Genomic DNA, 24,789 nt, shown 5'->3' with positions numbered 1-24,789 from the left:
TAAAAAGTGAAGGTTTGAACGAGTGAGTGTTTAGAATTTTTGGGAGTTGATTTCTTTAAAACGAAGGACATATTAGGGAAGCCGGTTAGAATAGAAAGGAAAGAAAAAATAAGGTTGGCAAGGATTGCCAACCTTATGTAGATTTTACTCAACTTTATAAAAGAATTCTCTTGGATCACCACTTGAACCTTGTCCTGCCCAAATACGATTGACAGTTTGGTCTGATGGATCTTCTTTTGGAACCATTGTAAATTTTGTTCCAGCAGGTAGGAAGATGATTGAATAGCCACTAGTATTCGTGTTAACAGCAACGGTTAAATATCCTCGGTCCATCTTTGGTTTTCCTAATTTTTCAGTGGTACTCACAAGACCGTTTTTATCGAAGGTTAAGGTTTGACCTTTTCCGTTTTTCCAGATTCCAGCGATACTTGAATAATCACCGTTTTGAATGGCGTCAAGATCCATAGAAGTGGATGTTGATTTGGAAGAAGCAGTGTTTTTCGTTAAAGCATTCCATGTTAAGTTTTGTAAATTGAATTCTTTCGGGTATTTCTTCACATCTTCTAGATTATTTGTTTTAGAGACTTCTTCAAGCTCTTTCCCTTCTTTATTTAATTTAAATAAAATAAATTCTTGATTAATCGGAGTGCTCAATAATAGTGAGCGGTCTTCTCGAAGGGTGAGAGTCGTACGTTCATTTCCAATACCTTCCATTTGATTTGAAACATTGGTTAGTTTTGTAAGCGACCCTCCAGTATTCGAATAAATATCTAGTAAAGTGTATCCATTGCGGCTGTCTTTTAGTGCGATCAGAAGTTCATCCGTTCCGTCTTGATTCAAATCGGAAAAGGCATATGAAATTCCTTTAAACTTTGGTTCAACGTCGCCTTTAGGAACGGCTTGAAGAGCGGAACGATTGATTGTCGTTCCATCTGGTTCTCCTCCTGCTAGGACTTTTGCGTAAGCTTGAAGAACTTCATCAAAAGAGTGCAACGTTAAGCTGGATTCCTTAGGAGCAGTGGTTGTTTGAGAAGCAGTCGTTGTTTCTAGGGTAGTCGTTTCTGAAGTTGTTGTTTCTTTACTAGTATCTGGAGTCGTTTGGCATGCGCCTAAAACGAAAGAACAAGATAATAGAGTGAAAATGAGTTTTCTATTTTTCATAATCGTTCTCCTTAATGAAAGAATAAATCTGTTTTCATTATACAGAAGAAGAGAGTAGAAGTCTAAAAAAATTTAGGAAGAAGATAGGCAAACGGAGCAAAACACACAAAAAGCTCCTTGGAAGAATCCAAAGGAGCTTTCATTTTTATGGAACAAACGATTGAGTTTAACGTCCAAACCAAACGCTCATATCCACTAGACCCAAGCCTTTTACATACTCCGTAGAAGAGTATTGCCATCCCCAGCTTGGTTGGCTGTATGGAAGTTGGTATCTAAGTTGTGGAGTATAAGCCGCCACCCAGTCGACATATTTTAAGATATCCGGATGATTCAAGCGATTTTGTAAGAGATATTGATAACTGTAAATACGTACGTTCGTGTAGCCAGCTTTTGCCATCGTATTTTGATAAGCTTTCCAGATTTTCACCCATGTAGCGGTATCTGTTGGGGCCACTTTAGAACCATTTTCATAACGCCAATCTTCAATATCGTAATAGATTGGGTAGGTCGGTTTGATATTGTATCTTTTGATGAGTTCTAATGTGAGATTAGCATCTTTGACACCATCTTCGTCGTTAGAAGCGTATGTGTAAAGGTAAATGCCGTATGGAACACCTAAACGATTTAGTTCACGAATATTATTGGCGAGATGTTTATCTTCAGCACCTGTATATCCGATACGAACAATCACCGCATCGATGCCATTTTCTTTGATGATGCTTTCCCAGTTGGAGATGTGACCTTGGTGTTCACTCACGTCCATGACTTTCTTTGTATGCTCGTCCCCAAGACGTTGAGAGGCACCATTATAGAAATAACGTTTGCCATTCTTTTCGACCCAGCCGATGTCGACCGCTTTTTTACTGAGGACATTTCCGTTATCGTCAAAGACATATTCATAATGATCGATGATATGTTTTCCTGTTGCCATTTTACCATTATCGAAGACGTAGTACTTGCCATCAATCCATTGTTGACGGGCTACTTTCCCATTAGAGAGGAAGTAGTACCAGTACTGGCCAACTTTCACCCATTTATTTTTTGCGTAGCGACCATCAGATTCAAGATAGTAGGAAGAACCGTATTTTTGGTCGTAAATCATTTGGTTTTTCGCAATTTTTCCATCCGCTTTGAGATAGTAATCGCCAACCCATTCTCTTTGAGCCATTTGGCCGTCGTTTTTGAAGAAGTACCATTCTTGATTTAACTCAAGCCATTTATTACGGACATATAGACCGCCTTCTTGAATGTAGAACCAATTATTATAGCCTTTATCGAAAATCCATTCTTTATCAGCCATCGTACCGTCGTCTTTAACGTAGTAAGAACCAACCCATTTATTCTTATCCATTTCTCCCGCTTTTTGGAAGTGATACCATTTCCCGTTTAGTTGCATCCACTTATCTGCGGCGTATTTCCCGTTTTCTTCAAGATAGTAGGTCGCTTTATAGTTGGAGTCGTAAATGAACTCGGACTTAGCCATATAACCGCCTGACTTCAAGTAGAAGGCGCCTTTCCATTCATTTCGGGCATAAGTACCACCAGGTTTGATATAGAACCAGCTATTGTAGGTTGTATCAAATACCCATTCATCATCGGCCATTTCACCGCTAGCTTTATGATAGTAGTTCCAGTTAAATTCATTGGCGTACATGGTGCCATCTTGATGGAACATATACCATTTTCCATTGATTTGTTTCCAAGCGTTTTGAACGGCTTTCCCGTCTTCTTGGGCGTAGTACCATTTTTGATTGAACGTCACCCAACGATTTGTAACGAGTGCGCCATTATCGCCCATCAGGTAGCCATTTACAAGAGTATTCTTCTGCATTCTACCTGCACGGTCGAAGTAGTACCATTTGCCATCGAATTGTTTCCAAGCATCTTTGAGATATTTTCCAGATTCAGTAACGTAGTAGCGTTCTCCTTGAATTGTCATCCATTGATTCGTTCCCATGACCCCTTCGTGATCAAAGGCGTACCCATCAAAGGTTGTATTTTTAAGCATTTTTCCTTCTTCATCGAAGTAATACCATTTTTGGTCAACCTGCTTCCATTGTCGGGTGATGGGCACCTTATTGATATGGTAATAAGTAACGCCATCTCTTGTTACAAAGCCCGTATAAGTGGACTTTTCAACTTCTTTCGATTGTGTTTCTTCATTAGATACTTCACGTTTTCTACGAGTACGAACCTGTTCGGTAGTCGTGGTTGTTGTTGTCTCTTCTTGTGTAGTAGGGGCGACAGTAGTTACTTCGCTTGTCGTCACTTCTGATGGTTTCTCGTCTGTGGTTGTTTGTGCGAAGACTGCTTGCGTTGATAGCATCATCATTGCACTAGTAATAAACGTCAGTCTTGTATATTTTTTCATTTTTTCCTCCCTTTTTTCATGTGATACCATTTCAATATAACAAATGAGAGTGGAAGGTTCAAATAAACCTAAGCGCTTCCTTGCAATCTTAATAATTAGTTTTTTATCGTTTGTAAAAAGGGAAGTGGAAAACAAAAAGCCTCACCCAATGGATGAGACTTTTGATGAAATTGATACATTATTTAGCAGTTTTGTAGAAGTTTTGAATGCCGCTGACAATTCCAGCAACAAGCTTATCTTGATAAGCACTATCACTGATTTTCTTGCTTTCAGGGCCATCTATATAGCCAAGTTCTAATAACACAGCGGGTTTTGCAGTTTCACGAAGCACAGCAAAACTTGCACCACGGATGCCACGGTCATTAGCCCCTGATTTTTCAATAATCGAAGCGTGGAGATTCTCTGCCAGACGTTTACTTTCACTCATACGAAGGGGATTGTCATGGGCTTCCTTATTAATACGAGGTGGAAGATCTTCATCGGCTTCATAAATATAAGTTTCAACACCGCTGCGACTTTGTCCACGAACACTAGAAGCGTTGAAGTGGATACTAATAAAGAAGTCCGCATCGGTTTTATTCGCCATTTGAGAACGTTCTGTTACGAAGTCGACAAATTCATCTTTATCCCTAGAAGTAAGAACCGTATACCCAAGTCTTTCTAATTCGCTACGTAGTTTACGATAGATTTGCAGATTCAAGTCTTTTTCACGAAGTCCATTATAGACTGCGCCAGGATCTTTCCCGCCGTGCCCTGGATCAAGGAAGATAACATTTTTGTATTGTCCGTAATTCACAGCTTCAGGAACTTCAGCGACCCAAAGACCATCCGCTTGGAAAACATGCTTTTTACCATCGATAGTGAAGAGGTTACGAACATAAGAGCCACCTTCTTGTAAGTAGAACCATCCGCCATAAGAGCCGTCGTAAATCCATTCTTTTTCGGCCATTGAACCGTCTTCTTTTACATAGTAAGCGCCAACCCATTTATTCTTGTCCATTTCACCAGCTTTTTGGAAATGATACCATTTGTTTTGAAGGTGAAGCCAACGATTGCTAGCGTATTTACCACTGTCCTCAAGGTAATAAGTTGCTTTGTAGGAAGGATCATAAATGAATTCAGACTTCGCCATGTATCCACCTGATTTTAAGTAGTAGGCATCTTTCCATTCATTTCGAGCGTAAATACCTCCTGGTTTGATATAGAACCAGCTGTTGTAATACGAATCGAAAATCCATTCATTATCTGCCATTTCACCGCTAGCCTTGTGATAATAATTCCAGTTGAATTCATTCGCATACATCGTGCCATCTGAATGGAACATATACCATTTCCCATCGATTTGCTTCCAAGCGTTGCGAACGGCTTTACCTCCGGAAGTAGTGTAATACCATTTTTGTTGGAGGTAAACCCAGCCATCATTCGCGAGCATTCCTTCATTATCCACCAAATATCCGTCTGGTGTGAGGCCGTTTCTGACCATTTTTCCATCCGCACCAAAGTAGAAGTAACGATTTTCTGCCCATTTCCAAGTGGAAGTAACCGGTTTGTCCTTCTCATGATAGTAAATGTTGCCATCAGCTCTCAAAATACCCGTATAAGGTGGATGTTCCCCTGGTTTGTAGAAATAAATATCATTTTTAGAATCGGTTGGAAGGGAGACGGGAGCCTCCGTAGTATTCTCTGTCGTCGTTTCTTCTTGCTGAGTTGTTGGAAGCTGCGTTGTTTCTTCACTCGTTGTTGGAAGAGTCGTCGTTGTAACTGTGACGGTTTCTGCTAACACCAACTGAGGAAGAAAGAGGGAAAGAGTAGCAGTTAAAAAAGTGAGTTTTGTTGCTTTTTTCATAGGTTCCTCCTGAATCTTTTTTTACGTCATCAGTGTATCAAAAAGGGGGAAGGGGTGCAATGTTTTAACGCTTTATTCATACAAAGTTCAAAAGTAGATTTAGTTGAACAAATAAACAAAAAACCAACTACCGGAGTAGTTGGTTTGAAATTGGATGATTATTCTCTCATTGAACCATCTGCAGTAACATAGTAAGAGCCAATCCATTTGTTTGTATCTAATTCTCCACCACGACGGAAGTGATACCACTTGCCATTGATTTTTTCCCACTTATCAGTGATGTAGAAGCCATTGCCATCAAAGTAATACCAGCTAGAATAGTTCTTGTCGTATACCCATTCGTTCACGGCCATTGATCCGCTCCCTTTGACGTAGTAAGAACCGACCCATTGATTTGTATCTAGTTCTCCGCCACGACGGAAGTGATACCACAAGCCATTAACTTTTTCCCATTTATCACTAACGTAATGACCATTTTCTGCTAAATAGTACCAGCTAGAGTAGTTCTTGTCATAAATCCATTCGTTCTTAGCCATTTCGCCATTCTCTTTAAGATAGTATGCGCCTTGCCATGTATTACGAACCGTTTTACCGTTATGATCGGCATAATACCATTTGCCATCCTTTTCAACCCAGGCATTTTTACGGATGATGCCGTTATCCCCAACAAGGTATCCATAGGCTTCAGGATTTGGGTCTAAATGCCCTTTAGCATTAAAGTACAAATATTCGCCTTCCTTAACGGTTTCCACTAATGAATTATAAACAATTCTTCCATTTTCGTCTGCGTAATAAACATCGTTGCCGACTTTAACGATATCGTTTTGTGCCATGACTCCTGTATCTTGTAGAAGGTAACCGTCAACGATTGCACTTTTTTGCATGATGCCTTCTTCGTTGAAATAGTACCATTTTTCATTAATTTTTCTCCATTGTGAAGTAATTGGAACATTATTCACGTGATAATACGTCACGCCATCTCTAGAAGTAAAACCAGTAAAAGGCTCTTCTTTTGGTTGATATTCTTCCACGACTTCATTCTCGTGGTTGTCTGCATTATTTTCTACAGGAGCTACCGTTGTGGCTTCTGTCGTTTCAGCAGGTGCATTTTCTGCGTAGACCGCTTGAGCAGATAAAAGAAACATTGCTGCAGTCATAAAAGTTAGTTTTGTAATTTTATTCATATTTTCCTCCCTGTTTTTCAAAAATGAACGTTATTACTATAACAAAAATTCGTTTGAAGTTCAAACTATATTAACAAATTTCACGAAAAATTTACTTTTTCCTTCAGCAATAATCGTTCTTTTTTATGCTATAATCGGATTTATGAAAAATAAAGACATTACAAAACAACCAAAACAAAAAATTCTAAAAGGAACCTTAATGACGCTCTTTGCGGGGATTGCCTGGGGGATGAGTGGAGCGAGTGGTCAGTACTTGATGGCGCACGGGATGGGTGTGCTGGCTTTGACAGATTTACGACTGATTATCTCTGGAACACTACTTCTTCTAATGAGTTCTCTCTTCAACCGCGAGCAGCTAAGCGCGTTCTTTAAAGAGAAGAGCAATTACGTCAAAATTGTTATTTTTGCCTTTGTAGGATTATTCTTAAATCAATTTTCGTATTTACAAGCGATCGCCTTGAGTAATGCTGGAACGGCAACGGTCTTGCAGTATCTTTGTCCGGTCATTATTCTCGTGTACATCTGCTTGAAAAATTGTACGGCTCCGACCGCGTCTGAAGTGACTTCTATTGTTCTTGCGATGGCGGGAACCTTCTTGATTGCGACACATGGTCAGTGGAATCAACTTAGCGTCACACCACTAGGGCTATTCTGGGGTATCTTTAGTGCGTTCACCTATGCCATCTATATTATGCTTCCGATTAAACTCATTCAAACCTATGGAAGTCTAACGGTGATTGGAGTAGGGATGGTGATTGCAGGAGTCATTCTTTTCCCGATGAGTGGACTCACGACCCTCCAACTGGAATATAGTGTTGATATTCTGGCTGCGTTAACGGGAATTATCCTTATCGGAACGGTCATTTCTTATACGATGTTCCTAAAAGGGACGAGCTACATCGGTCCGGTGAAAAGTAGTTTGATTGCTGCGGTTGAACCTATTTCTGCCGTCTTCTTTGCCTTTCTCATTATGAACGAGCATTTTTATGCCATTGATTTTGTCGGAATGGCGATGATACTCGGAGCAGTGGTCTTGATTTCAGTACGAGACCTTCTCAAAGAACGCAGGAAAGTGGAACAAGGCATTATTGAATAAGAAAGAATCAAACCGCAATTGGAGCAAATCCAGTTGCGGTTTTTGAATAAAAATTTTTTTCTAATCATGATGATTTCGAATTTATTTCTGGTATAATAATTGAAACTAGGAAAGGAAGTGAGCGAATGAATACGGCAGTGTTAAATTATTATTTCGAGAAATCGGGATTATCGAAAGAATTTATGGAACAAAAAGTCAGTAAACGATTCGGTCAGTTTTTAACGGGAGAGAGAACACCTTCCTTTAACCAATTATCAGAGATGGCGAAACATTTTCGGATTCCTTTAGGAGTGTTACTTAGTGATGAAGTCATCCCTGAGAAGAAAATTGAGATTCCTTTTAGAACGGTAAACTCAGAATTTATTGGAGAACCTTCTAGGGAATTAAGAGACACGATTGAAGAGATGAAGTCAAAGCAAGCATTTCTAAAAGAAGAACGTTTACCGGAACTTGATTTCATTGGAAGCTTTTCGATGGATGATGATGCGATGGTTGTAGCCCAAGCTGTGAGGGAGATATTAGGCTTAAAGAAAAACTACTTCGAAAAAGTCAAAAAAGAAGAAGTGTTTAAGTTCTTGCGTGGAAAAATCAGTCGTGTAGGTGTCTTTGTTTTTACGAATGGGAAATTTCAAGACAATACCCATAGATTACTAGATCCAAAAGAGTTCCGTGGCTTCGTATTGTCGGATAAGAAAGCGCCAATTATTTTTATTAATCAAGCAGATACAAAAAATGCGCAGGTCTTTACGCTAGTCCATGAATTTGTACATCTATTGTTAGGAGAAGAGGAAATCCTTGGTCAAACGCCCCTTGAATCGGAGTATGATGAAGTAGAGGCCTTTGTCAATAAGGTAACAGCAGAAGTACTTGTGCCTGCCGACCTATTGAAGATGAGATATGACGAACATCCTTCAATTGACGCATTAGCATCGATTTTTAAAGTTAGTCGATTTGTGATTACAAGACGATTGTTGGACTTAGGATTTTTATCAAATTCAGACTATCAAATGCACGTGCGTGAATGGGAAAATGAGTGGAAGAATCAAACGAAACCAAAGAGTAAAGGTGGAGATTATAAGAATAACACTCGCTATCGTATCGATAGAAATTTCTTCCAGTATATTGAGAATGCGATTCAATCCGATCGCATTACGTATACAGAAGCTTTTCGTTTATTAGGAGTAGGATATAAAGGTTATCAAATATTAAGGGAGAGATAATAGGGTATGTATCTACTAGACACGAATATTTATATTGCATTTTATGAACGGTATTATCCGCAACGGAACTTTCCAACATTTTGGGGGAAATTAGTTCAAACTTTTCAGCAGGAAGTCGTTGTTCCAAGAGTTGTGATGGAGGAGACTAAAAATAGTGCTTGGTTAAACACTTATATGACAGAGACGTGTGGTTTGAATCCAATTGACCATCGGAAATACTGGATGCAGTGGGCTGAAGTTTTGAATAACGTACGTAATAATCCAGTTTATAAAAATGAAGCATTGGATTCACCAAATGGATGGTCTAAAGAAACGGTGGCAGATGGGTGGTTACTGGCAATTGCTAAAGAAGAAAAATATGTTCTTGTAACAGAAGAAACAAAGAATGTGAATCTATACAAGGGTGGACCGGTAAGAAGTGCAAAAATTCCTGATGTCGCAGAGGATATTGGTGTAGAGTGTATTGACCGCTTGGAATTCTTCAAGCGAATTGAGTTAAGTATTTAATAGTGAGATTCAAAGACTTGTCGATTTCGACAGGTCTTTTTTGTTTAGAAAATAGGATAAAAAAGTTTAAAACTGAGACCGTTCTCATGAAACTTTCATCTTTTTCAAATAAATCGTTTGTGCTATACTATGTACCATCAATTAACAGATGGAGGTCCTTAATTTGTCTTATTCACTCGAAATTTTACCAAGTTTATTACACGGAGCAGTAACGACATTAGAAGTGTTCGCACTCGTGCTTATCTTCTCGATTCCGCTTGGCATTCTCATTGCCTTTGCGATGCAACTCAAATGGAAGCCACTCAACTGGCTCATTCACATCTATATTTGGGTGATGCGCGGGACGCCTCTGTTACTTCAACTTATCTTTATTTATTACGTCTTGCCAAGTGTCGGCATTCGTCTAGACCGACTCCCTGCAGCGCTCATTGCTTTCACGCTCAACTATGCGGCGTACTTTGCGGAGATTTTCCGTGGGGGGATCGATACAATTCCAAAAGGGCAGTATGAAGCGGCGAAAGTGTTGAAATTCACACCAGGAGCGACGATTCGCTATATCGTTCTTCCACAGGTGACGAAGATTGTTTTGCCAAGTGTCTTCAATGAAATCATGAGCCTTGTCAAAGATACGTCCCTTGTATACGCGCTTGGAATCTCAGACCTGATTCTGGCGAGCCGTACCGCAGCTAACCGCGATGCCAGTCTTGTTCCGATGTTTCTAGCAGGAGCGATTTATCTCATCGTTATCGGGATTGTGACGCTTGTGGCCAAACGCATTGAAAAAAAATTTAGTTATTATAAATAGGAGGACAAGCAGATGTTAGAATTACGTAATATAAGTAAACGTTTCGGCGATAAACAAATCTTGTCCGATTTTAACTTAACCATTCATGAAGGAAAAATCTTGGCCATCGTCGGACCTTCAGGAGGCGGGAAAACGACTTTACTTCGTATGTTAGCAGGACTGGAAACCATTGACTCTGGGGAAGTGTTCTATAACGGGGAACCGCTCGCGCTTGATGAACTCACAAAGCGCCAACTGCTTGGATTCGTGTTCCAAGACTTCCAATTGTTCCCACATTTATCAGTGTTAGAAAACTTAACGATTTCTCCGGTGAAAATGAACGGCATACCTCAAAAAGAAGCAAACACGAAGGCACGAGCTCTCTTAGAACGCCTCGGCCTAGCTGGACACGAGGACGCATTCCCGTATTCACTCTCAGGCGGACAAAAACAACGGATCGCCTTGGCACGTGCGATGATGATTGACCCTGAAATTATCGGCTACGACGAACCAACGTCAGCACTCGACCCAGCTCTTCGCCTAGAAGTAGAGAAGTTAATCCTCCAAAACAAAGAACTCGGAATGACTCAAATCGTCGTCACCCACGATTTAAGTTTTGCCGAAAACATCGCGGATGAACTCTTGACGTTCGAACCGAAATAGGAGGCCGCTATGAAGAAACGAAAAGGAATCCTAGGGCTTTTGGCGCTTGTAGGGGTGGCGGTAATGAGCCTGGCGGGATGCACACAACTGGCAAGTAACCCAAAAGTCGATAACTGGGATAAATACCAACAACAAAAGAGCCTCACAGTCGGCTTCGATAATACCTTTGTTCCGATGGGTTTCGAGGAGAAGAATGGCGACTATGCCGGCTTTGATATCGAACTCGCCCAGTACGTATCGAAGAAACTTGGCATCACGGTTCACTTCCAACCGATTGACTGGGACATGAAGGAAACCGAACTTCAAAACGGCACGATAGACGCGATTTGGAATGGGTATTCTGCGACAGACGAACGTCGCGAGAAAGTCGCCTTCACGATTCCCTATATGCAAAATACGCAAATCTTAGTCGTGAAGAAAACGAGTAGCATTCATTCAGTGGAAGATATGGCAGGGAAAGTCCTGGGGGCACAAAACGGATCGTCAGGGATGTTGGATTTTGAAGAACATCCAGAAGTGTTGAAGAACCGTGTGAAAGGCGGGGACGCCGACCAATACCAAAGCGTAAACGAGGCTATTATCGACTTGAAGAATGATCGTATCGACGCCTTGCTGATCGACCGTGTATACGCGGACTACTACCTCACAACAGAAGGGATCGCCGACGAGTACGACACCATTCCTTCAGGATTCGAGAGTGAGTCTTTTGCGGTAGGCGTAAGACCTGCCGATAAGAAGTTACTTGAAGCGCTGAACCGGGCCTTCCAGGAACTTTATCAAGAGGGCATCTTCCAACAAATCAGCCAGAAGTGGTTTGGTGAGGATGTCGCAACGCCGGAAGTAAAAGGGCAAGAATAACCAAATAACAAAAACGATCGCTGGACGGAAGGGGCACCTTCTGGAAGGCGATTTTTTTGCTTTATAAAATGCGCTAAAGTTCACAAATTGAAGATATAACGGTTCTAAAAAGTTCAAATAACCAAAAACAAAATTGATAAAGCGCTCACAAAAAGGTACACTGGAGGTGTAGAAAAGTTCAAAGAAAGGAGAGAAAACCATGGAAAAATTAGAAGGAAAAGTAGCACTCATCACTGGAGCAGCCGTTGGACTCGGAAAGGGAATTGCAACGGTCTATGCTAAATACGGCGCTAAGATGTGCCTGGTCGACTTATTACCAGAAGTCGAAGAAACGGCAAAAGAATTAAGAGAAACCTACGGCGCAGAGATTGTCACTTATGTCGGTGACGTCTCCAACAAAGACCATATGAAAGAAGCAGCCAAGAAGACAAAAGACGCCTTCGGGGAAGTGAATGTAGCTTGTTGCAACGCTGGGGTTTGTCGCTTGGCTCCATTTGAAGAAATGAGCGATGAAATGCGTGACTTCCATATCGATGTGAATATTAAGGGTGTATGGAATACGTGTCAGGCTGTTATTCCTTATATGCTGGAACAAGGCGGTGGTAGTATCGTCATTGCTTCATCCGTCACAGGGGATATCGTAGCCGATGCTGGTGAAGCAGCCTACGCCATGACAAAAGCAGCACTCGTGGGATTGACAAAATGCTTGGCCGTGGAATACGCAGACCGCCATATCCGCGTGAACTGCTCACAACTCGGTTATGCGCGTACACCAATGGTTGAAAAGATGGCCATTGAATCCAACCCAGACAACCCAGAAAGTGCCATCCAAGACATCGCAGTCGGAGTGCCAATGAAACGCTTGGCAGATCCACTCGAAGTCGGCGAACTCTTCGCCTTCCTTGGAAGCGACGAAGCCAGCTACCTCACAGGAAGCCAAATCGTCATCGACGGCGGCAGTACCTTGCCAGAAACCATGAGCATGGGGACGAATTAGCATTATCTATAGTGTAGATAGTAAAAACAGTTGAAGTAAATTACTTCAACTGTTTTTTACTTTAATAAAATAGTAGAGTGTTTAAGCGTTCAAAAACGAGAGGAACTAAGTCACTCTTGGATATTTTGTTTAAATATTTCTTTTGGAAAAATTTCTTTAATCAGAATTCGATTTTCAATTTTTAATTTAGTAAGAAGATTTCTTCCATGATCCTTATTTGAAAAAGTTTGGCCATATTTTTCGATTAGATTAACAACCTTGTTTAACATTTCTTTATGCAGTTCTAATTTTTTATCTTCATCATATGCATCCCAAAAGAAAATCAAATGAGTATTCCCATGATATAAGTCTATTGAATCAAAAATTGACTGAAAATATGGATAATCAGCTTCACCAAGACCGTGTCCATAAAATAGTATGTTTTTGATATCTTTAGAAAGACGAATATTAGAAATAAGGCTGTTTTCTAATATTCGATACGATTTCGAAAATTGAATTGGTGGATTTGTAAAATGAGAGATTAAACTATCATAATTAATTCCGAAAATTATATTTTCACACTCTAAACTACCATGAATATTGCACCAATTGTATGATTGAACCGGTAGAGTGTAATTAAATGAGAGAATATCATTTGATCCATTAAATTTAAAAGTTTCGGTTTGTTTATCCGGAGAATTAGACATTTTATATTTATTTGGATAATAAGCTTTTAGAATATGATTTAATAACTTTTTAGAGCATGTAAAATAATTATTAAATTCAGGTTCAAAATCATTCTGAGAAATAGTTTTAGAAAACATCGTGTTTTTTTCTTCTTCAATTTGTTCGAATAAGAAAACACAAAAATCCTGTTCTAGTTTCTTTAGATGTTTAAATAAATAACTTAAAGCTTGTTCAATAGTCTTAGGGATATCTGTACCTTGTTTTTTTGTTACTACTAATCCCCAATATGTCATCTCTAATGATTCTGGGGTTACTGAATCTTTACTCACGTCATCTCGACGTCGCTTTAAATAATTATTAATATATCCAATATAATCACAATCAGGATCTTTATCCAACCGATGGATAAAATTATCTTTATAAAGTATCTCTATATTTTTTAACTGATTAAAAATTTGTAATTCTATATCTGCCCAACTTTCAGATTCTAATAAATCACGATTTCGTAAACAATCCAAAATATAATACCAAAAATTATCGCTATATTTTTCTTTAGAAATCGTATCAAAAAAATCTTTGTATCTTGACTTTAGTCCGCATGCTAAATCAAAGCCGTTTCCAATAATTAATAGTTGATCCGTTGTCTTTTTAGGTTGCATAATTTCGCCTCTTTATTCATTGCTTCACGAAGATAATATCATGAATTATTCTTATAATAAATAGGGTTTACGAAATAAAACGCTGATTTCCTAAAAAATAATGGATTATTTTGAGAAAAACTTCGTTATAATGTATACGTTATATAATGTATACATTATAATGGTGTTAGGAGGGGATGATATGGGAAGAAAATTTAGAGTTTCGAAAAAAATGCTTCAAAAATTTGAAACGCTGACTTATGAAGAATCAGTAAAACTATATTCGGCTTTAGCATTATTAGAAAAATATGGAGTGACAGAATCTATTCTAGAGATGTGGGGAAGAGGAAAGAATAAGAGTGAGTATCTGTCAATACCTGTCTCAAGAACGTATAAGGAAGGTGGAGAAAATGGGGAAATACCTGAAGATATTATACACTCAATTACAATCGACTTATCCAGAGTTTGAAAGTGATGTACGAAGAGAGATTTCTAAGCAGGATGCAGCAATAAAGATGATTGAATTACGGCTGTCTTCAGGACTAACGCAAACAGAATATGCTGAAAAAACAGGGATCCTACAGGCTCGATTGTCATTTCTTGAAGGTGGAGAGGCAAACCCTCGATTATCAACGTTAATTAAACTAGCTGAGAAGAATGGATGTCAGTTAGGAATTAAATTTAAAAAGAGTTAGGTGATACTCTGAAAGATAGAACTGCAGCAAATTAGCTCATTACGAAAGAAGAATTTGTTGAGATTATTTAAGATACTCATTTTAAAATGGGCAAACTTTACGAAGTAGATGTTACCGACTATTCTAAAGTTGATTATGAGCCAATAATTGAAGAGTTAAAGGAATTGAAATAAATATACACCCCGAGCATTCTGAAATTTAAATGCTTGGGGTGCTTTTTTTGTTCAAAAATAGAACAATATACTTTTTTTCTGCTTTATATAGTCTGATAAAATGATATAATCAAGAATATATACTTGTAAAAGTATCAAAAAGCAAAAAATTGATTTTCAAAATTATCTAAAAAGGAAATTTAAAGAAATCGGAGGAAAAACAGTGATAACATCAGAAGAAATTAAAAGCAGATTATGGGATGGTGCCAACAAGCTACGGGGTTCAATGGATGCAAGTCGTTACAAAGATTATATGCTTGGTTTAATGTTTTATAAGTTTTTAAGTGATAAAACATTGGAAGCGTTTAGAAAAACTGCAGGATTAGGTAAGTTGTCAGAAGCAGAATTAGTTGAAGAGTATATTCAAAATAGAGAAGAATTAGGAAATGAATTAGATAAAATACTTCAGAAGGTTTTGGGATATTTTGTAGCTCCAGAATACTTATATCAAAAATGGATTTATGATATTAATCATGGTGATTTTGAAGTCCAAAATGTAATTGATAGTTTAAATGAATTTGAAAAAACAATCGCAATTAGTGAAGATTCTGATGATTTTAAAGGGCTCTTTTCTAGTTCAACTCTTGATTTAACGGACACAGCTTTAGGAAGTAATCTAAATGAACGAAGTAGAAATATTAAGGCGTTAATCAATCTATTTGCAGACCTTGATATGGTTGCATTGCAAAAAAGTGATGTCCTGGGTGATGCATATGAGTATTTGATTGGGCAGTTTGCAATGGAATCAGGAAAGAAAGCTGGAGAATTCTATACTCCAAGACAAGTTTCTGAAGTAATGGCTCAGATTGTGGCTAAAGATCAGAATCTAACTTCAATTTATGACCCTACAGTTGGTTCCGGCTCTCTCTTGCTTACGGTAAAAAAACACCTGAATAAAGAAAAACAAAAAGATCTCCGTTACTATGGGCAAGAAAAAAATACTGCAACTTATAACTTGACTCGTATGAACTTGCTTTTACATGATGTGAAACCAGGTATGATGAAAATTCGTAACGCAGACACTTTATCTCATGACTGGCCAGAGGATCCAAGTAAACCAAATACTGGAGTACAATTTGATGCAGTCGTTATGAATCCACCGTATTCTCTAAAAGACTGGAATCAAGTAGGATTAAAAGTTAGTGATCCTCGTTTTGAATTGGCTGGTGTATTACCTCCAGATTCAAAAGGTGATTTTGCGTTTCTTTTACATGGTCTTTACCATTTGGATACCAATGGAACAATGGCAATTGTTTTACCGCATGGTGTTCTTTTTAGAGGTGGAACTGAAGGAGAGATTCGTCAAAGACTATTAGAAAAAAATATGATAGACGCAATAATTGGCCTTCCAAGTGGTATGTTTACAAATACTGGAATTCCAGTAGTTGTAATGATTTTGAAGAAAAATCGTACAAATGGAGCCCCAGTTTTGGTGATTAATGCATCTAAAGATTTTATAAAAGTTGGAAAGCAAAATGTATTGCAAGAAAAAGATATTGCAAAAATAGTGGATACGTATGCTTCTAGAGTGGAATTAGAAGGATATAGTCATCTAGCTTCACGTGAAGAGATCTTGACTAATGAATGGAACTTAAATATTCCACGTTATGTTGAATCTAATGATGATGAATTTGTACAAGACGTAGATGCTCATTTATTTGGTGGTATTCCTAAATCAAATATTGATGAATTAACGACATTGAATACTTTAGTACCAGGCATTATGGCGTCTTCATTCGAGAACGTGAGAACTGGTTATGTGAAATTAAATAAGGAGATCAATCAACTGACTCAGGAAGTGATCAACGCACAAAAGATTCTAGATATAAAATCGGAAATGAAGACGACCGTTGAATCTTATGTGACAAAATACTGGAATATTCTTAGAGCTGTCAATTCTAATTCTGATACGAATATTATAATGGACGAGATGCTTTTAGAAGTTAAAAGTATAGTTTCTAAATACAAATTTATTGATAGCTATGCAGCATATCAAGTTGTGGCGGAAATTTGGAAAGAAAATTTAGCTAAGGACTGTGAATTAATAGCGACTAGTGATTTTTATTCTATTGGACGTACTCGTGAACCGAATGTGGTGACAAAAGGCTCAGGTAAAAATAAACGTCAAGAACAAGTTGGATGGAAAGGTATTCTTGTTCCTAATGAATTAATTGCTATTAAGTTATTTAAAGCTGAAAGAGACGCAATTAACCATTTGAATACGCAAATACAAGAAGTCGAGAGCCAACTTTCGGAATTGATTGAAGCATTTAAGGTAGAAGATTCTCCCGAATATGACGTATTGTATGACTTTATTAAAAAGGATGAAGAAGGAGAACCACAGGATAGTTTTGATGGTAAGAAAGTAAAGACAGCAATAAAAAATATTGAAAAAAATACTATTGAATACGAATTATTATATGAAGTAGATAAACTTCTAACTTCGTTGAGTTCAAAGAATAAATCGCTTAAAGCTCAAGAAAAACAACTAAACGATGAAGTAGAGTTGAAGATAGAAAATCTAACAAATGCAGAAATTGATGAACTTGTGTATGAAAAATGGTTTGGTAATTTGATTGAAGCTCTTGTTTCGTTAGTAGAACGACCATTACGTGAGGAACTATCAAAAATTTCAATGCTTGAAAAGCGCTATGAGCAAACGTTGGATGAAATTGATTTAGAAATCGAAAAAGCGGAAAAATTATTTAAGGAACTTGCTAGTGAATTGGTGGTGGTTCGATGAGTAATAAGCATAAATTGATCCCGAAGAGACGATTTAAGGAGTTTGCAAATGCTGACGCTTGGGAACAGCGGAAGTTCTCAGAGATTGCGTTAAGAGAATCGACTGTACAAGAATCTTCAAGAGATTTTCCAAGCGTGGAATATGAGGATGTTATTGTAGAAGCAGGACGATTAAATAAAGATGTTAATCAAAAAGAGGTTGTTAAAAAAGGAATTGTTTTTGATGGTTCACAGGTGCTGTATGGAAAGCTCCGTCCATATCTTCATAATTGGCTAAATCCTGATTTTTCAGGCGTTGCCGTGGGTGATTGGTGGGTGTTAAAACCTATTAAGGTGGATAAATCTTTCTTGTATAGACTCATTCAGACACAGCAGTTTGATGATATTGCTAATCAATCCGCTGGCTCTAAAATGCCAAGAGCAGATTGGAATTTGGTGTCAAATTTAGAGTTCGCGGTACCAGTAGCAGGGGATGAGCAGTCTAAAATCGGCGGGTATTTTTCTAGCTTGGATACTCTCATCACTCTTCATCAGCGTAAATTATATAAATTAAAGATACTTAAGTCAGCATATTTATCAGAGATTATTCCTGTAGAAGGTGAACTAAATCCTAAAAGACGATTTCCTGGATTCGCAGAAGATTGGGAAAAAAAGAAAGTTTCAGACATGTTTAAAGTAACACGTGGACAAGTATTGTCAATGTCTTTAACATCTCGTATACAGGACAAAACTAATAAATATCCTGTATACTCATCACAGACTAAAGATGATGGATTAATGGGATATTATAGTGAGTACCTTTTTGATACAGCCATAACTTGGACAACAGATGGAGCTAATGCTGGTACAGTTAACTATAGAAAAGGTAAATTTTTTAGTACTAATGTAAATGGTGTTTTATTGTCAAATGATGGTTATTGTAATAAAGCTGTGAGTGAGATTTTAAATTTAGTTGCTTATAAGTATGTGTCAAAGGTTGGGAACCCAAAGTTGATGAATAATGTAATGGAAGAAATAATTATATCTGTTCCAAGGGATAAAAACGAGATGAATATTATTTCAGATTTCTTAATAGCTTTTGACGAAAAAATTAGTTTTTTACAGAAAAAAATTAACAAATTAGAGGACTTAAAAAAATCATATCTTAACGAAATGTTTGTATAGAGAGGATTGTAAATAGTGAGTAATGCACCTAAAACTGCGAGTGAAAAGACATATCAAGAAAACTTTGTACGAGAACTCGAAAAATATAGATGGAAAGCTCCCGACTTCCTTGATGGGAATAAACAGAAAGTAACTGTCCAAACGCTGATTGATAACTGGCGTAATGAATTAAATCGTATTAATGCAGATCAACTTGAAGGTGTAGCATTGACAGATAGTGAATTCAATCAAGTGATGTCTAAAGTAAATCAAATTAGTAATTCTTATGAAGCTGCAAAATTATTAGCAATGGAAGAAGGAAAGGGAAAAATTGACGGTATTTACCGTGAGAGTCTTCCAGGTGTAACCCGTAAGCAAATTACTTTAAGTATATTTAAAAAGGCTGCAGTTAGTGGAGGAGATTCGAGTTATCAAGTTGCACGTGAAATCGTGGCACCGAGTGGCAATCGTTTTGATATTGTATTATTAATTAATGGATTACCCTTGATTAATATTGAGCAAAAGCGAACAGATAAAACAATAGCAGAAGCTTTTGGACAGTTGAATCGTTATTATCGAGATGGTGAATATTCAAATAACTTCATGGCATTTTCACAGATGATGATTATCACGACTGAAATTGAAACATGCTACTTTGCAACACCAAAATCGGTTAATGATTTTAATCCTTCATTCATGTTTCATTGGTCTGATAAAAATAATCACCTGATTAATGACTGGAAGAGAGTAATTAGTCTTTTTTTGAGAATTCCCATGGCTCATCAAATGGTAGGTGACTATTTGGTTATTGACGAGGCAAAAGATAAAGAAAACCGTAGACACATGCTCATGAGACCTTATCAAATCTATGCACTACAAGCAATAGAGAGTGCAGCCTTTGGCGCTGATAATGAAGATAAAATTCCTCATGGTGGTTTTGTGTGGCATACCACTGGCTCGGGGAAAACTATTACTAGCTTTAAAACGGCATTATTTCTGTCTACTCGAGCTGGATTTGATAAGGTTATATTCCTTGTCGATCGCCGAGAATTAGATAGCCGTACTGGTGAAAATTTTAAAGCTTATGCTGCATATGAACCAGTAGATGTTGATGATACTAGCTCTACATATCAGTTAAAAAAGAAACTGAAAATGGTTAAAAACGGGATTATAGTTACGACAACGTTTAAGTTGAATAATCTAATTGAAGAATTAAAGAGAAATCAAGATTACAGCCTTTCTGAAAAGAAATTTGTGTTTATCATCGATGAAGCTCACAGGACTACTATGGGACAAATGATGGGTACGATTAAGGACTATTTTAAAAAGAATGGACTTTTCTTTGGATTTACCGGTACTCCTCTTTTTGATGAAAATAAGGTTAAGGGAAAAATTAATGAGAAAAGTGAACTGATTAATACAACTGAAAAGCTCTTTGGACCAGAACTTCATCAATATACAATTGACCAAGCTATTTCAGACAGAAATGTATTAGGGTTCCATATTGATTATATAAACACGGGTGAATTTAAAAGCTATGAAGACTTGAAAGAAAAACTTTTAGAGAAGATATTAAATGATGATCCGAGTTTAGATAAGAAAAAAGTTGAACGACAAATAGCAGCATTATCTGATCTTGAAGTCGAAAAGGAAGCCGTCAAAAATGCCCTTTTAATTTATCAAGATGAAACTCATATTCCGCGCGTAGTACAAGAAATCTTAGATAACTGGGATACCCAATCACAAAATAAAGAGTTTAATGCAATTTTGACTGTAGCTTATAAAAAACGTGTGATAGATTATTACAAAGAATTCAAAAAGCAATTAGCAGAACGTGGGGATGTATTAAATATAGCAATGACATTTAGCTTTGGAAATGAGAATGATCCAGAGAATATTGCGGTCAAAGAAGCTGCAATGATGTTCAAAGATTATAGTGAGTTTACGGGGATTGAGTTTATTGCTGGAGATAAAAAACATGGTGAACAGGCTTATTTTGAGGATGTGGTAGAGCGTGCCACTCGTGGTGGAAGTGGGAGAAATCCAAAAAATATTGATCTTGTGATTGTCGCAGATCAACTGTTAACCGGCTATGATTCTAAGAGGTTGAACACCTTATATGTGGATCGAAAATTAGAATTACAAAGTTTAATACAAGCATATTCAAGAACTAATCGTGTATTTGGTGCAAGTAAAGAATTTGGAACAATTATCAACTTCCAGTATCCAAAAATTACTGAAGAGAGTGTGAATGAAGCCCTAAAATTGTACGGAAGTGGTGGAAAGAGTAGTAAAGTAATTGTTGATCAATATGATATTGCAGTATCTAAGTTGAAAAAATTACTAAGCGAAATGGTATTAACTCTACCAGAACCTTCAGAGTGGGCTTCAATAAAAGATTGTGAAGAGGAAAAACAACTCTTTAAAGAAGCTTTTCTTAAGGCCAGTGAGCAGATGAATATAGTTCAACAGTACTATGAATATCAATGGTCAGATGATGGTTTTGGAATGACGGAACACACTTGGTTAAAGTATATTGGTGCCTATAAGAATTTGTTCTCTAAAGATCCAAAAAATGTAGACCCACCAATTATTCGTACACTCCAAGGAAGAACAAAGTTAGCCAATACACAAGTAATAGATGCTGGTCATATTTTAAATTTAATTGGTAATAAAGTTATTACAACAGGAAAAGTACAGACTGTTGATGCCGAATTTCTGCGTCTTATTTATGAAAAAATTCAACAGTTGAGTGACAATGGAGAAGCAGAGACTGCTGCATTGATTCGTGAATTTGTTGAAAAAGAGCTTATCACTGGTCATATCCCTTCAGACATAGATTTTGATGTAGCGTTTAAGAATTGGAAAAAAGAAAAACTGAAGCTAGAAGTTAAACAATTTTCTGAATTTTGGGGAATTACGAATTCAGAAATATTGATTAAGTCCGTAAATTCTTATTCAGAAAACAAAAATGATAACATTCCCTATATCGATGAAATAATTGAAAGCATTGATATGGATATTGCTCAAAATAAAGAAAATAATAATAGAATTAAACATAGTATCGACTTAGGGAAAAAACTACCTAGCTGGATACAAGAAGTAAGAAGTAAATTTTCTTAAGATTTGGCTCTTTCAGTATCCATTGAAGCTGCTGAATTGTTAGAAATCTTCCAATGGACTGATCCAGAATCTGCTGTCGAGAAAAAACGTGAGGACATTGAGGAAGAATTAGCAGATGTTCTTATCTATTGTTATACTTTAGCCGAAAAGTTAGATATGGATATTGATGAAATTATTGCAAAAAAATTGGTGAAAAATCTGAAGAAATATCCTGTATAGTTATTTGATATGCAAAAAGAAATCCCGCTTGTTTTAGCGGGATTTCTTTTTTTCGTTCGTTTTTATTCATAGAATTATCAAATTTACGTCATTGACAGCGCTTTAAAAAATAAGTACAATGAATACGAAACAAAAGTTTGTATACGTAACATTTGTAAAGGAGGAAATGTTGTCGTGGAAAATGTGAAGTTGCTGGAATGTAAAAACATCTGTAAATCGTTCGGCGATAACCATGTATTAAAGGGCATTAACATTAGTCTTTCTCCTGGAGAAGTTTCCGCCATTATTGGGGGGAACGGTGCGGGTAAGAGTACGCTCATGAAGATTATTATGGGTATCTACAAATCCGACCAAGGAGAGATTATTCTCAATCAGGTGTCACATAAGAACTTAACACCTGCTGTTGCTTTAAATAGTGGGATTTATTTGGTGCCACAGGAACCGATGCTCTTTAAGAATATGTCTGTTTTAGAGAATATTCTAATTGGATTGCCAGGGGATGCAAGCGAACAAAAGGCTAATCTCCTAAAGCTTATTGAAAAATTGAAATGGAGTATTAATCTAGAACGTAGAGCAGATACGCTAACGATTGCGGAACAACAATTGGTTGAAATTCTAAAAGGCTTGATTCGTAATCCAAAAGTTTTAATTTTGGATGAGCCTACAAGTTCGTTGACCTTTAATGAAACAGAAACTTTATTCGAACTCATCGAGAAGCTAAAGACAGAAGGCGTTGGGATTCTCTATATTACGCACCGTCTAACAGAAGTCTTTAAGATTGCTACCGACATTATTATTATGCGCGATGGAAAGATTAGCTTATCTGGAAAGACACAAGAGTTTACCAATGATATGTTGATTCAAGCGTTGTTACCAGATGGAACGAATATGAAAGATTTTAGAAATCATGACGATGGGAGAGTCATTGATCGAACAGTCGAACCGATTTTATCGGTGGAGGACTATTCGGGAAATGGCTTTAAAGGTGTATCTCTAAAAGTATTTCCTGGAGAAATTCTCGGGTTGGCGGGAGTTGTCGGTGCAGGTCGTACAGAACTCGCTGAGACGATTTTCGGGAAAGACGAAGTGCATAGTGGAAAGGTCCTTCTTGGAAAAATCGATATCACTGGGAAATCTACGAGTGAGGTGATTCATCTCGGGCTTAATTATGTACCCGAAGATCGATTCAAACACGGAATTTTTAAGATTAGTGACCTTGGGATGAATATCACGGGCGCTTCTCTTCAGTCGATTGGAAAGTATTTCGTAAATCGAAAACGTGAGAAAGAAATGTACGAATACTTTAAACGCTCCTTCAAGATTAAATCGATGGATGTTAGTGATGAGATTGGTAGCTTATCGGGTGGGAATCAGCAAAAAGTGGTGATTGCAAAAGCTATTGCCTCCATGCCTAAACTACTAATTTTAGATGAACCGACACGAGGAATTGATGCAGGTGCCAGAGGAGATGTGTACAAAATCATTCAAGAGCTCAAAGAAAGAGGGCTTGCGATATTGATGATTTCTTCGGATATGGAAGAAATTGTTCAATTATCTGACCGAGCCGTAACGATGTATCATGGCAGAATTAATGCAGAGTTTGTCGGTGAAGAAATCACTCAAGAAAATCTGATGAGTGCCTCATTCGGTGTTGTAAAAGGAGAGAAAGTCTAATGAAGAATTTACTCAAACAGCGAGAAATCGTCTCAATCATTTTTATTATTGGACTTTTTGTAGTCGTAGGATTATTCAATCCACAGTTCTTGGCTCTTGAGAATATTTTCCAGATTGTTAATAACAGTGCTGTTTATGCGATGGTTGCGCTTGGAATGTGTTTTGTTCTTTTCACAGGCGAAATTGATGTCTCCATTGGAGCAATCGTTGGTTTAACAGCAGCCATTACGGGAAAAATGTTAAATGGGGGAGCTTCTATCTTCTCAGTATTTATAGTAGCGATTATCGTAGGAATGGTGATAGGCATAATAAATGCTCTTGGAATTGTGCTCTTTAAAATTCCTTCGATTATTATGACGCTTGGAATGATGGGGATTATTCGTGGGTTCCAATATATCTATACAAATGGACAATGGTTACAAGATTTTCCAAATGAATTTTTGAATATCTCTCAAGAAACAATTGGAGGAACTTTTGGATACGTATTTGCAAGCGCTTTAGTGATTGCGATTTTACTCTACTTCTTTACGAAGAAAACGATGGTGGGTAAGAGCTTTAAAGCAGTGGGAGACAATATCGATGGGGCAAGACTCATCGGTATTCCGGTAGAGCGCATTAAGTTCCTCAGCTATATCATCTGTGGAAGCTTTGCGGCTATCGGAGGTGTCTTATATGCGAGCCGTATTGGATTTGTTACTCCAACGGATGGAACGGGTTATGAAATGACCGCAATTGCCGCATGTGTGATTGGTGGTATTGCTCTTGAAGGAGGACAAGGCTCTACATTCGGGGCGATTATTGGATCTATTCTGATGACATCCATTAGTAGTATCCTAGTCTTCTTAAACTTCCCTTCAACATTCAACAATACGATTACAGGAGGAATCTTAATTGCAATTGTGGTGATTGGAGCCATTTCCAACCAAAGAACGCAAGAAAATATTCGAAAAGAACGACTCCGCGTAAGAGTAGAACAAGGAGGGGAATAAG

The 24,789-nt window shown here is 37.6% G+C and carries 19 protein-coding genes and 1 pseudogene; 15 read left to right on the top strand and 5 right to left on the bottom strand.

The features are described 5' to 3' along the window. Positions 1-144: 144 nt before the first annotated feature. The 4 genes from ADH99_RS00680 to ADH99_RS00665 form a co-directional block, all read right to left on the bottom strand. Complete coding sequence (locus ADH99_RS00680) at positions 145-1,161, bottom strand: DUF6287 domain-containing protein (RefSeq protein ID WP_049554394.1); 1,017 nt, start codon at positions 1,159-1,161, stop codon at positions 145-147. Positions 1,162-1,327: 166 nt separating this feature from the next. After that, positions 1,328-3,532: a GH25 family lysozyme gene (locus ADH99_RS00675; protein WP_049554395.1), complete on the bottom strand. Its 2,205-nt coding sequence runs from the start codon at positions 3,530-3,532 to the stop codon at positions 1,328-1,330. A gap of 178 nt (positions 3,533-3,710) precedes the next feature. Then, positions 3,711-5,378: an N-acetylmuramoyl-L-alanine amidase gene (locus ADH99_RS00670; protein ID WP_049554396.1), complete on the bottom strand. Its 1,668-nt coding sequence runs from the start codon at positions 5,376-5,378 to the stop codon at positions 3,711-3,713. A 158-nt stretch (positions 5,379-5,536) separates the two neighbouring features. Continuing rightward, on the bottom strand, positions 5,537-6,562 hold the full coding sequence (locus ADH99_RS00665; RefSeq protein WP_049554397.1) for a hypothetical protein: 1,026 nt from the start codon (positions 6,560-6,562) through the stop codon (positions 5,537-5,539). 142 nt (positions 6,563-6,704) lie between these two features. Between ADH99_RS00665 and ADH99_RS00660 the strand changes: the two genes are divergently transcribed. The 7 genes from ADH99_RS00660 (at position 6,705) to ucpA (ending at position 12,687) form a co-directional block, all read left to right on the top strand. Continuing rightward, a complete protein-coding gene (locus ADH99_RS00660; protein ID WP_049554398.1) occupies positions 6,705-7,658 on the top strand; it encodes a DMT family transporter in 954 nt (317 codons plus the stop codon). A 125-nt stretch (positions 7,659-7,783) separates the two neighbouring features. Then, positions 7,784-8,878, top strand: a complete 1,095-nt coding sequence (locus ADH99_RS00655; RefSeq protein ID WP_049554399.1) for an ImmA/IrrE family metallo-endopeptidase — start codon at positions 7,784-7,786, stop codon at positions 8,876-8,878. Between the two features lie 6 nt (positions 8,879-8,884). After that, entirely contained in the window at positions 8,885-9,385 is a 501-nt protein-coding gene (locus tag ADH99_RS00650) for a DUF4411 family protein (RefSeq protein WP_049554400.1), read from the top strand. Positions 9,386-9,548: 163 nt separating this feature from the next. Further along, the gene (locus tag ADH99_RS00645) at positions 9,549-10,190 is read left to right on the top strand and encodes an amino acid ABC transporter permease (RefSeq protein ID WP_049554401.1); all 642 of its coding nucleotides are present in this window, start codon (positions 9,549-9,551) and stop codon (positions 10,188-10,190) included. Between the two features lie 12 nt (positions 10,191-10,202). Next, positions 10,203-10,832 (top strand): amino acid ABC transporter ATP-binding protein, encoded by a 630-nt coding sequence (locus tag ADH99_RS00640; protein WP_049554402.1) that lies wholly within the window; start codon positions 10,203-10,205, stop codon positions 10,830-10,832. 9 nt (positions 10,833-10,841) lie between these two features. After that, entirely contained in the window at positions 10,842-11,690 is an 849-nt protein-coding gene (locus ADH99_RS00635; protein ID WP_049554403.1) for an amino acid ABC transporter substrate-binding protein, read from the top strand. A 199-nt stretch (positions 11,691-11,889) separates the two neighbouring features. Continuing rightward, a complete protein-coding gene (gene ucpA / locus ADH99_RS00630; protein WP_049554404.1) occupies positions 11,890-12,687 on the top strand; it encodes an SDR family oxidoreductase UcpA in 798 nt (265 codons plus the stop codon). 110 nt (positions 12,688-12,797) lie between these two features. On the opposite strand, the gene ADH99_RS10200 is transcribed toward ucpA, so the two are convergent. Continuing rightward, entirely contained in the window at positions 12,798-14,012 is a 1,215-nt protein-coding gene (locus ADH99_RS10200; RefSeq protein ID WP_082160217.1) for an AbiH family protein, read from the bottom strand. A gap of 181 nt (positions 14,013-14,193) precedes the next feature. On the opposite strand from ADH99_RS10200, the gene ADH99_RS00620 reads away from it, so the two are divergent. The 8 genes and pseudogenes from ADH99_RS00620 to ADH99_RS00585 all read left to right on the top strand — a co-directional run bounded on the left by ADH99_RS00620 (position 14,194) and on the right by ADH99_RS00585 (position 24,788). After that, a complete protein-coding gene (locus tag ADH99_RS00620; RefSeq protein ID WP_049554405.1) occupies positions 14,194-14,460 on the top strand; it encodes a hypothetical protein in 267 nt (88 codons plus the stop codon). Then, positions 14,402-14,686: a helix-turn-helix domain-containing protein gene (locus tag ADH99_RS10150; protein WP_065427276.1), complete on the top strand. Its 285-nt coding sequence runs from the start codon at positions 14,402-14,404 to the stop codon at positions 14,684-14,686. Before ADH99_RS00620 ends, ADH99_RS10150 begins: the two co-directional genes overlap by 59 nt. 375 nt (positions 14,687-15,061) lie before the next feature. Then, positions 15,062-17,641, top strand: coding sequence for a type I restriction-modification system subunit M (locus tag ADH99_RS00610; protein ID WP_049554407.1), 2,580 nt, complete (start codon positions 15,062-15,064; stop codon positions 17,639-17,641). Next, positions 17,638-18,804 (top strand): restriction endonuclease subunit S, encoded by a 1,167-nt coding sequence (locus ADH99_RS10400; protein WP_053091337.1) that lies wholly within the window; start codon positions 17,638-17,640, stop codon positions 18,802-18,804. The genes ADH99_RS00610 and ADH99_RS10400 overlap by 4 nt, the downstream gene beginning before the upstream one ends. Before the next feature lie 15 nt (positions 18,805-18,819). Beyond that, complete coding sequence (locus ADH99_RS00600) at positions 18,820-21,906, top strand: type I restriction endonuclease subunit R (protein WP_049554408.1); 3,087 nt, start codon at positions 18,820-18,822, stop codon at positions 21,904-21,906. Next, positions 21,907-22,125: pseudogene (locus ADH99_RS00595) on the top strand (MazG-like family protein); the annotation flags it as partial. It abuts the gene before it with no gap. 174 nt (positions 22,126-22,299) lie between these two features. After that, positions 22,300-23,799 (top strand): sugar ABC transporter ATP-binding protein, encoded by a 1,500-nt coding sequence (locus ADH99_RS00590; RefSeq protein ID WP_049554409.1) that lies wholly within the window; start codon positions 22,300-22,302, stop codon positions 23,797-23,799. Then, complete coding sequence (locus ADH99_RS00585; protein ID WP_049554410.1) at positions 23,799-24,788, top strand: ABC transporter permease; 990 nt, start codon at positions 23,799-23,801, stop codon at positions 24,786-24,788. Before ADH99_RS00590 ends, ADH99_RS00585 begins: the two co-directional genes overlap by 1 nt. Position 24,789: the final 1 nt, after the last annotated feature.

Origin of the sequence: Granulicatella sp. 572.rep1_STHE, from assembly GCF_001073445.1 — a bacterium.
In the GTDB taxonomy this organism is placed as follows: domain Bacteria; phylum Bacillota; class Bacilli; order Lactobacillales; family Aerococcaceae; genus Granulicatella; species Granulicatella adiacens.
Note: the sequence above shows the minus strand (reverse complement) of the source record. Positions and strands in the feature narration are given on the sequence as shown.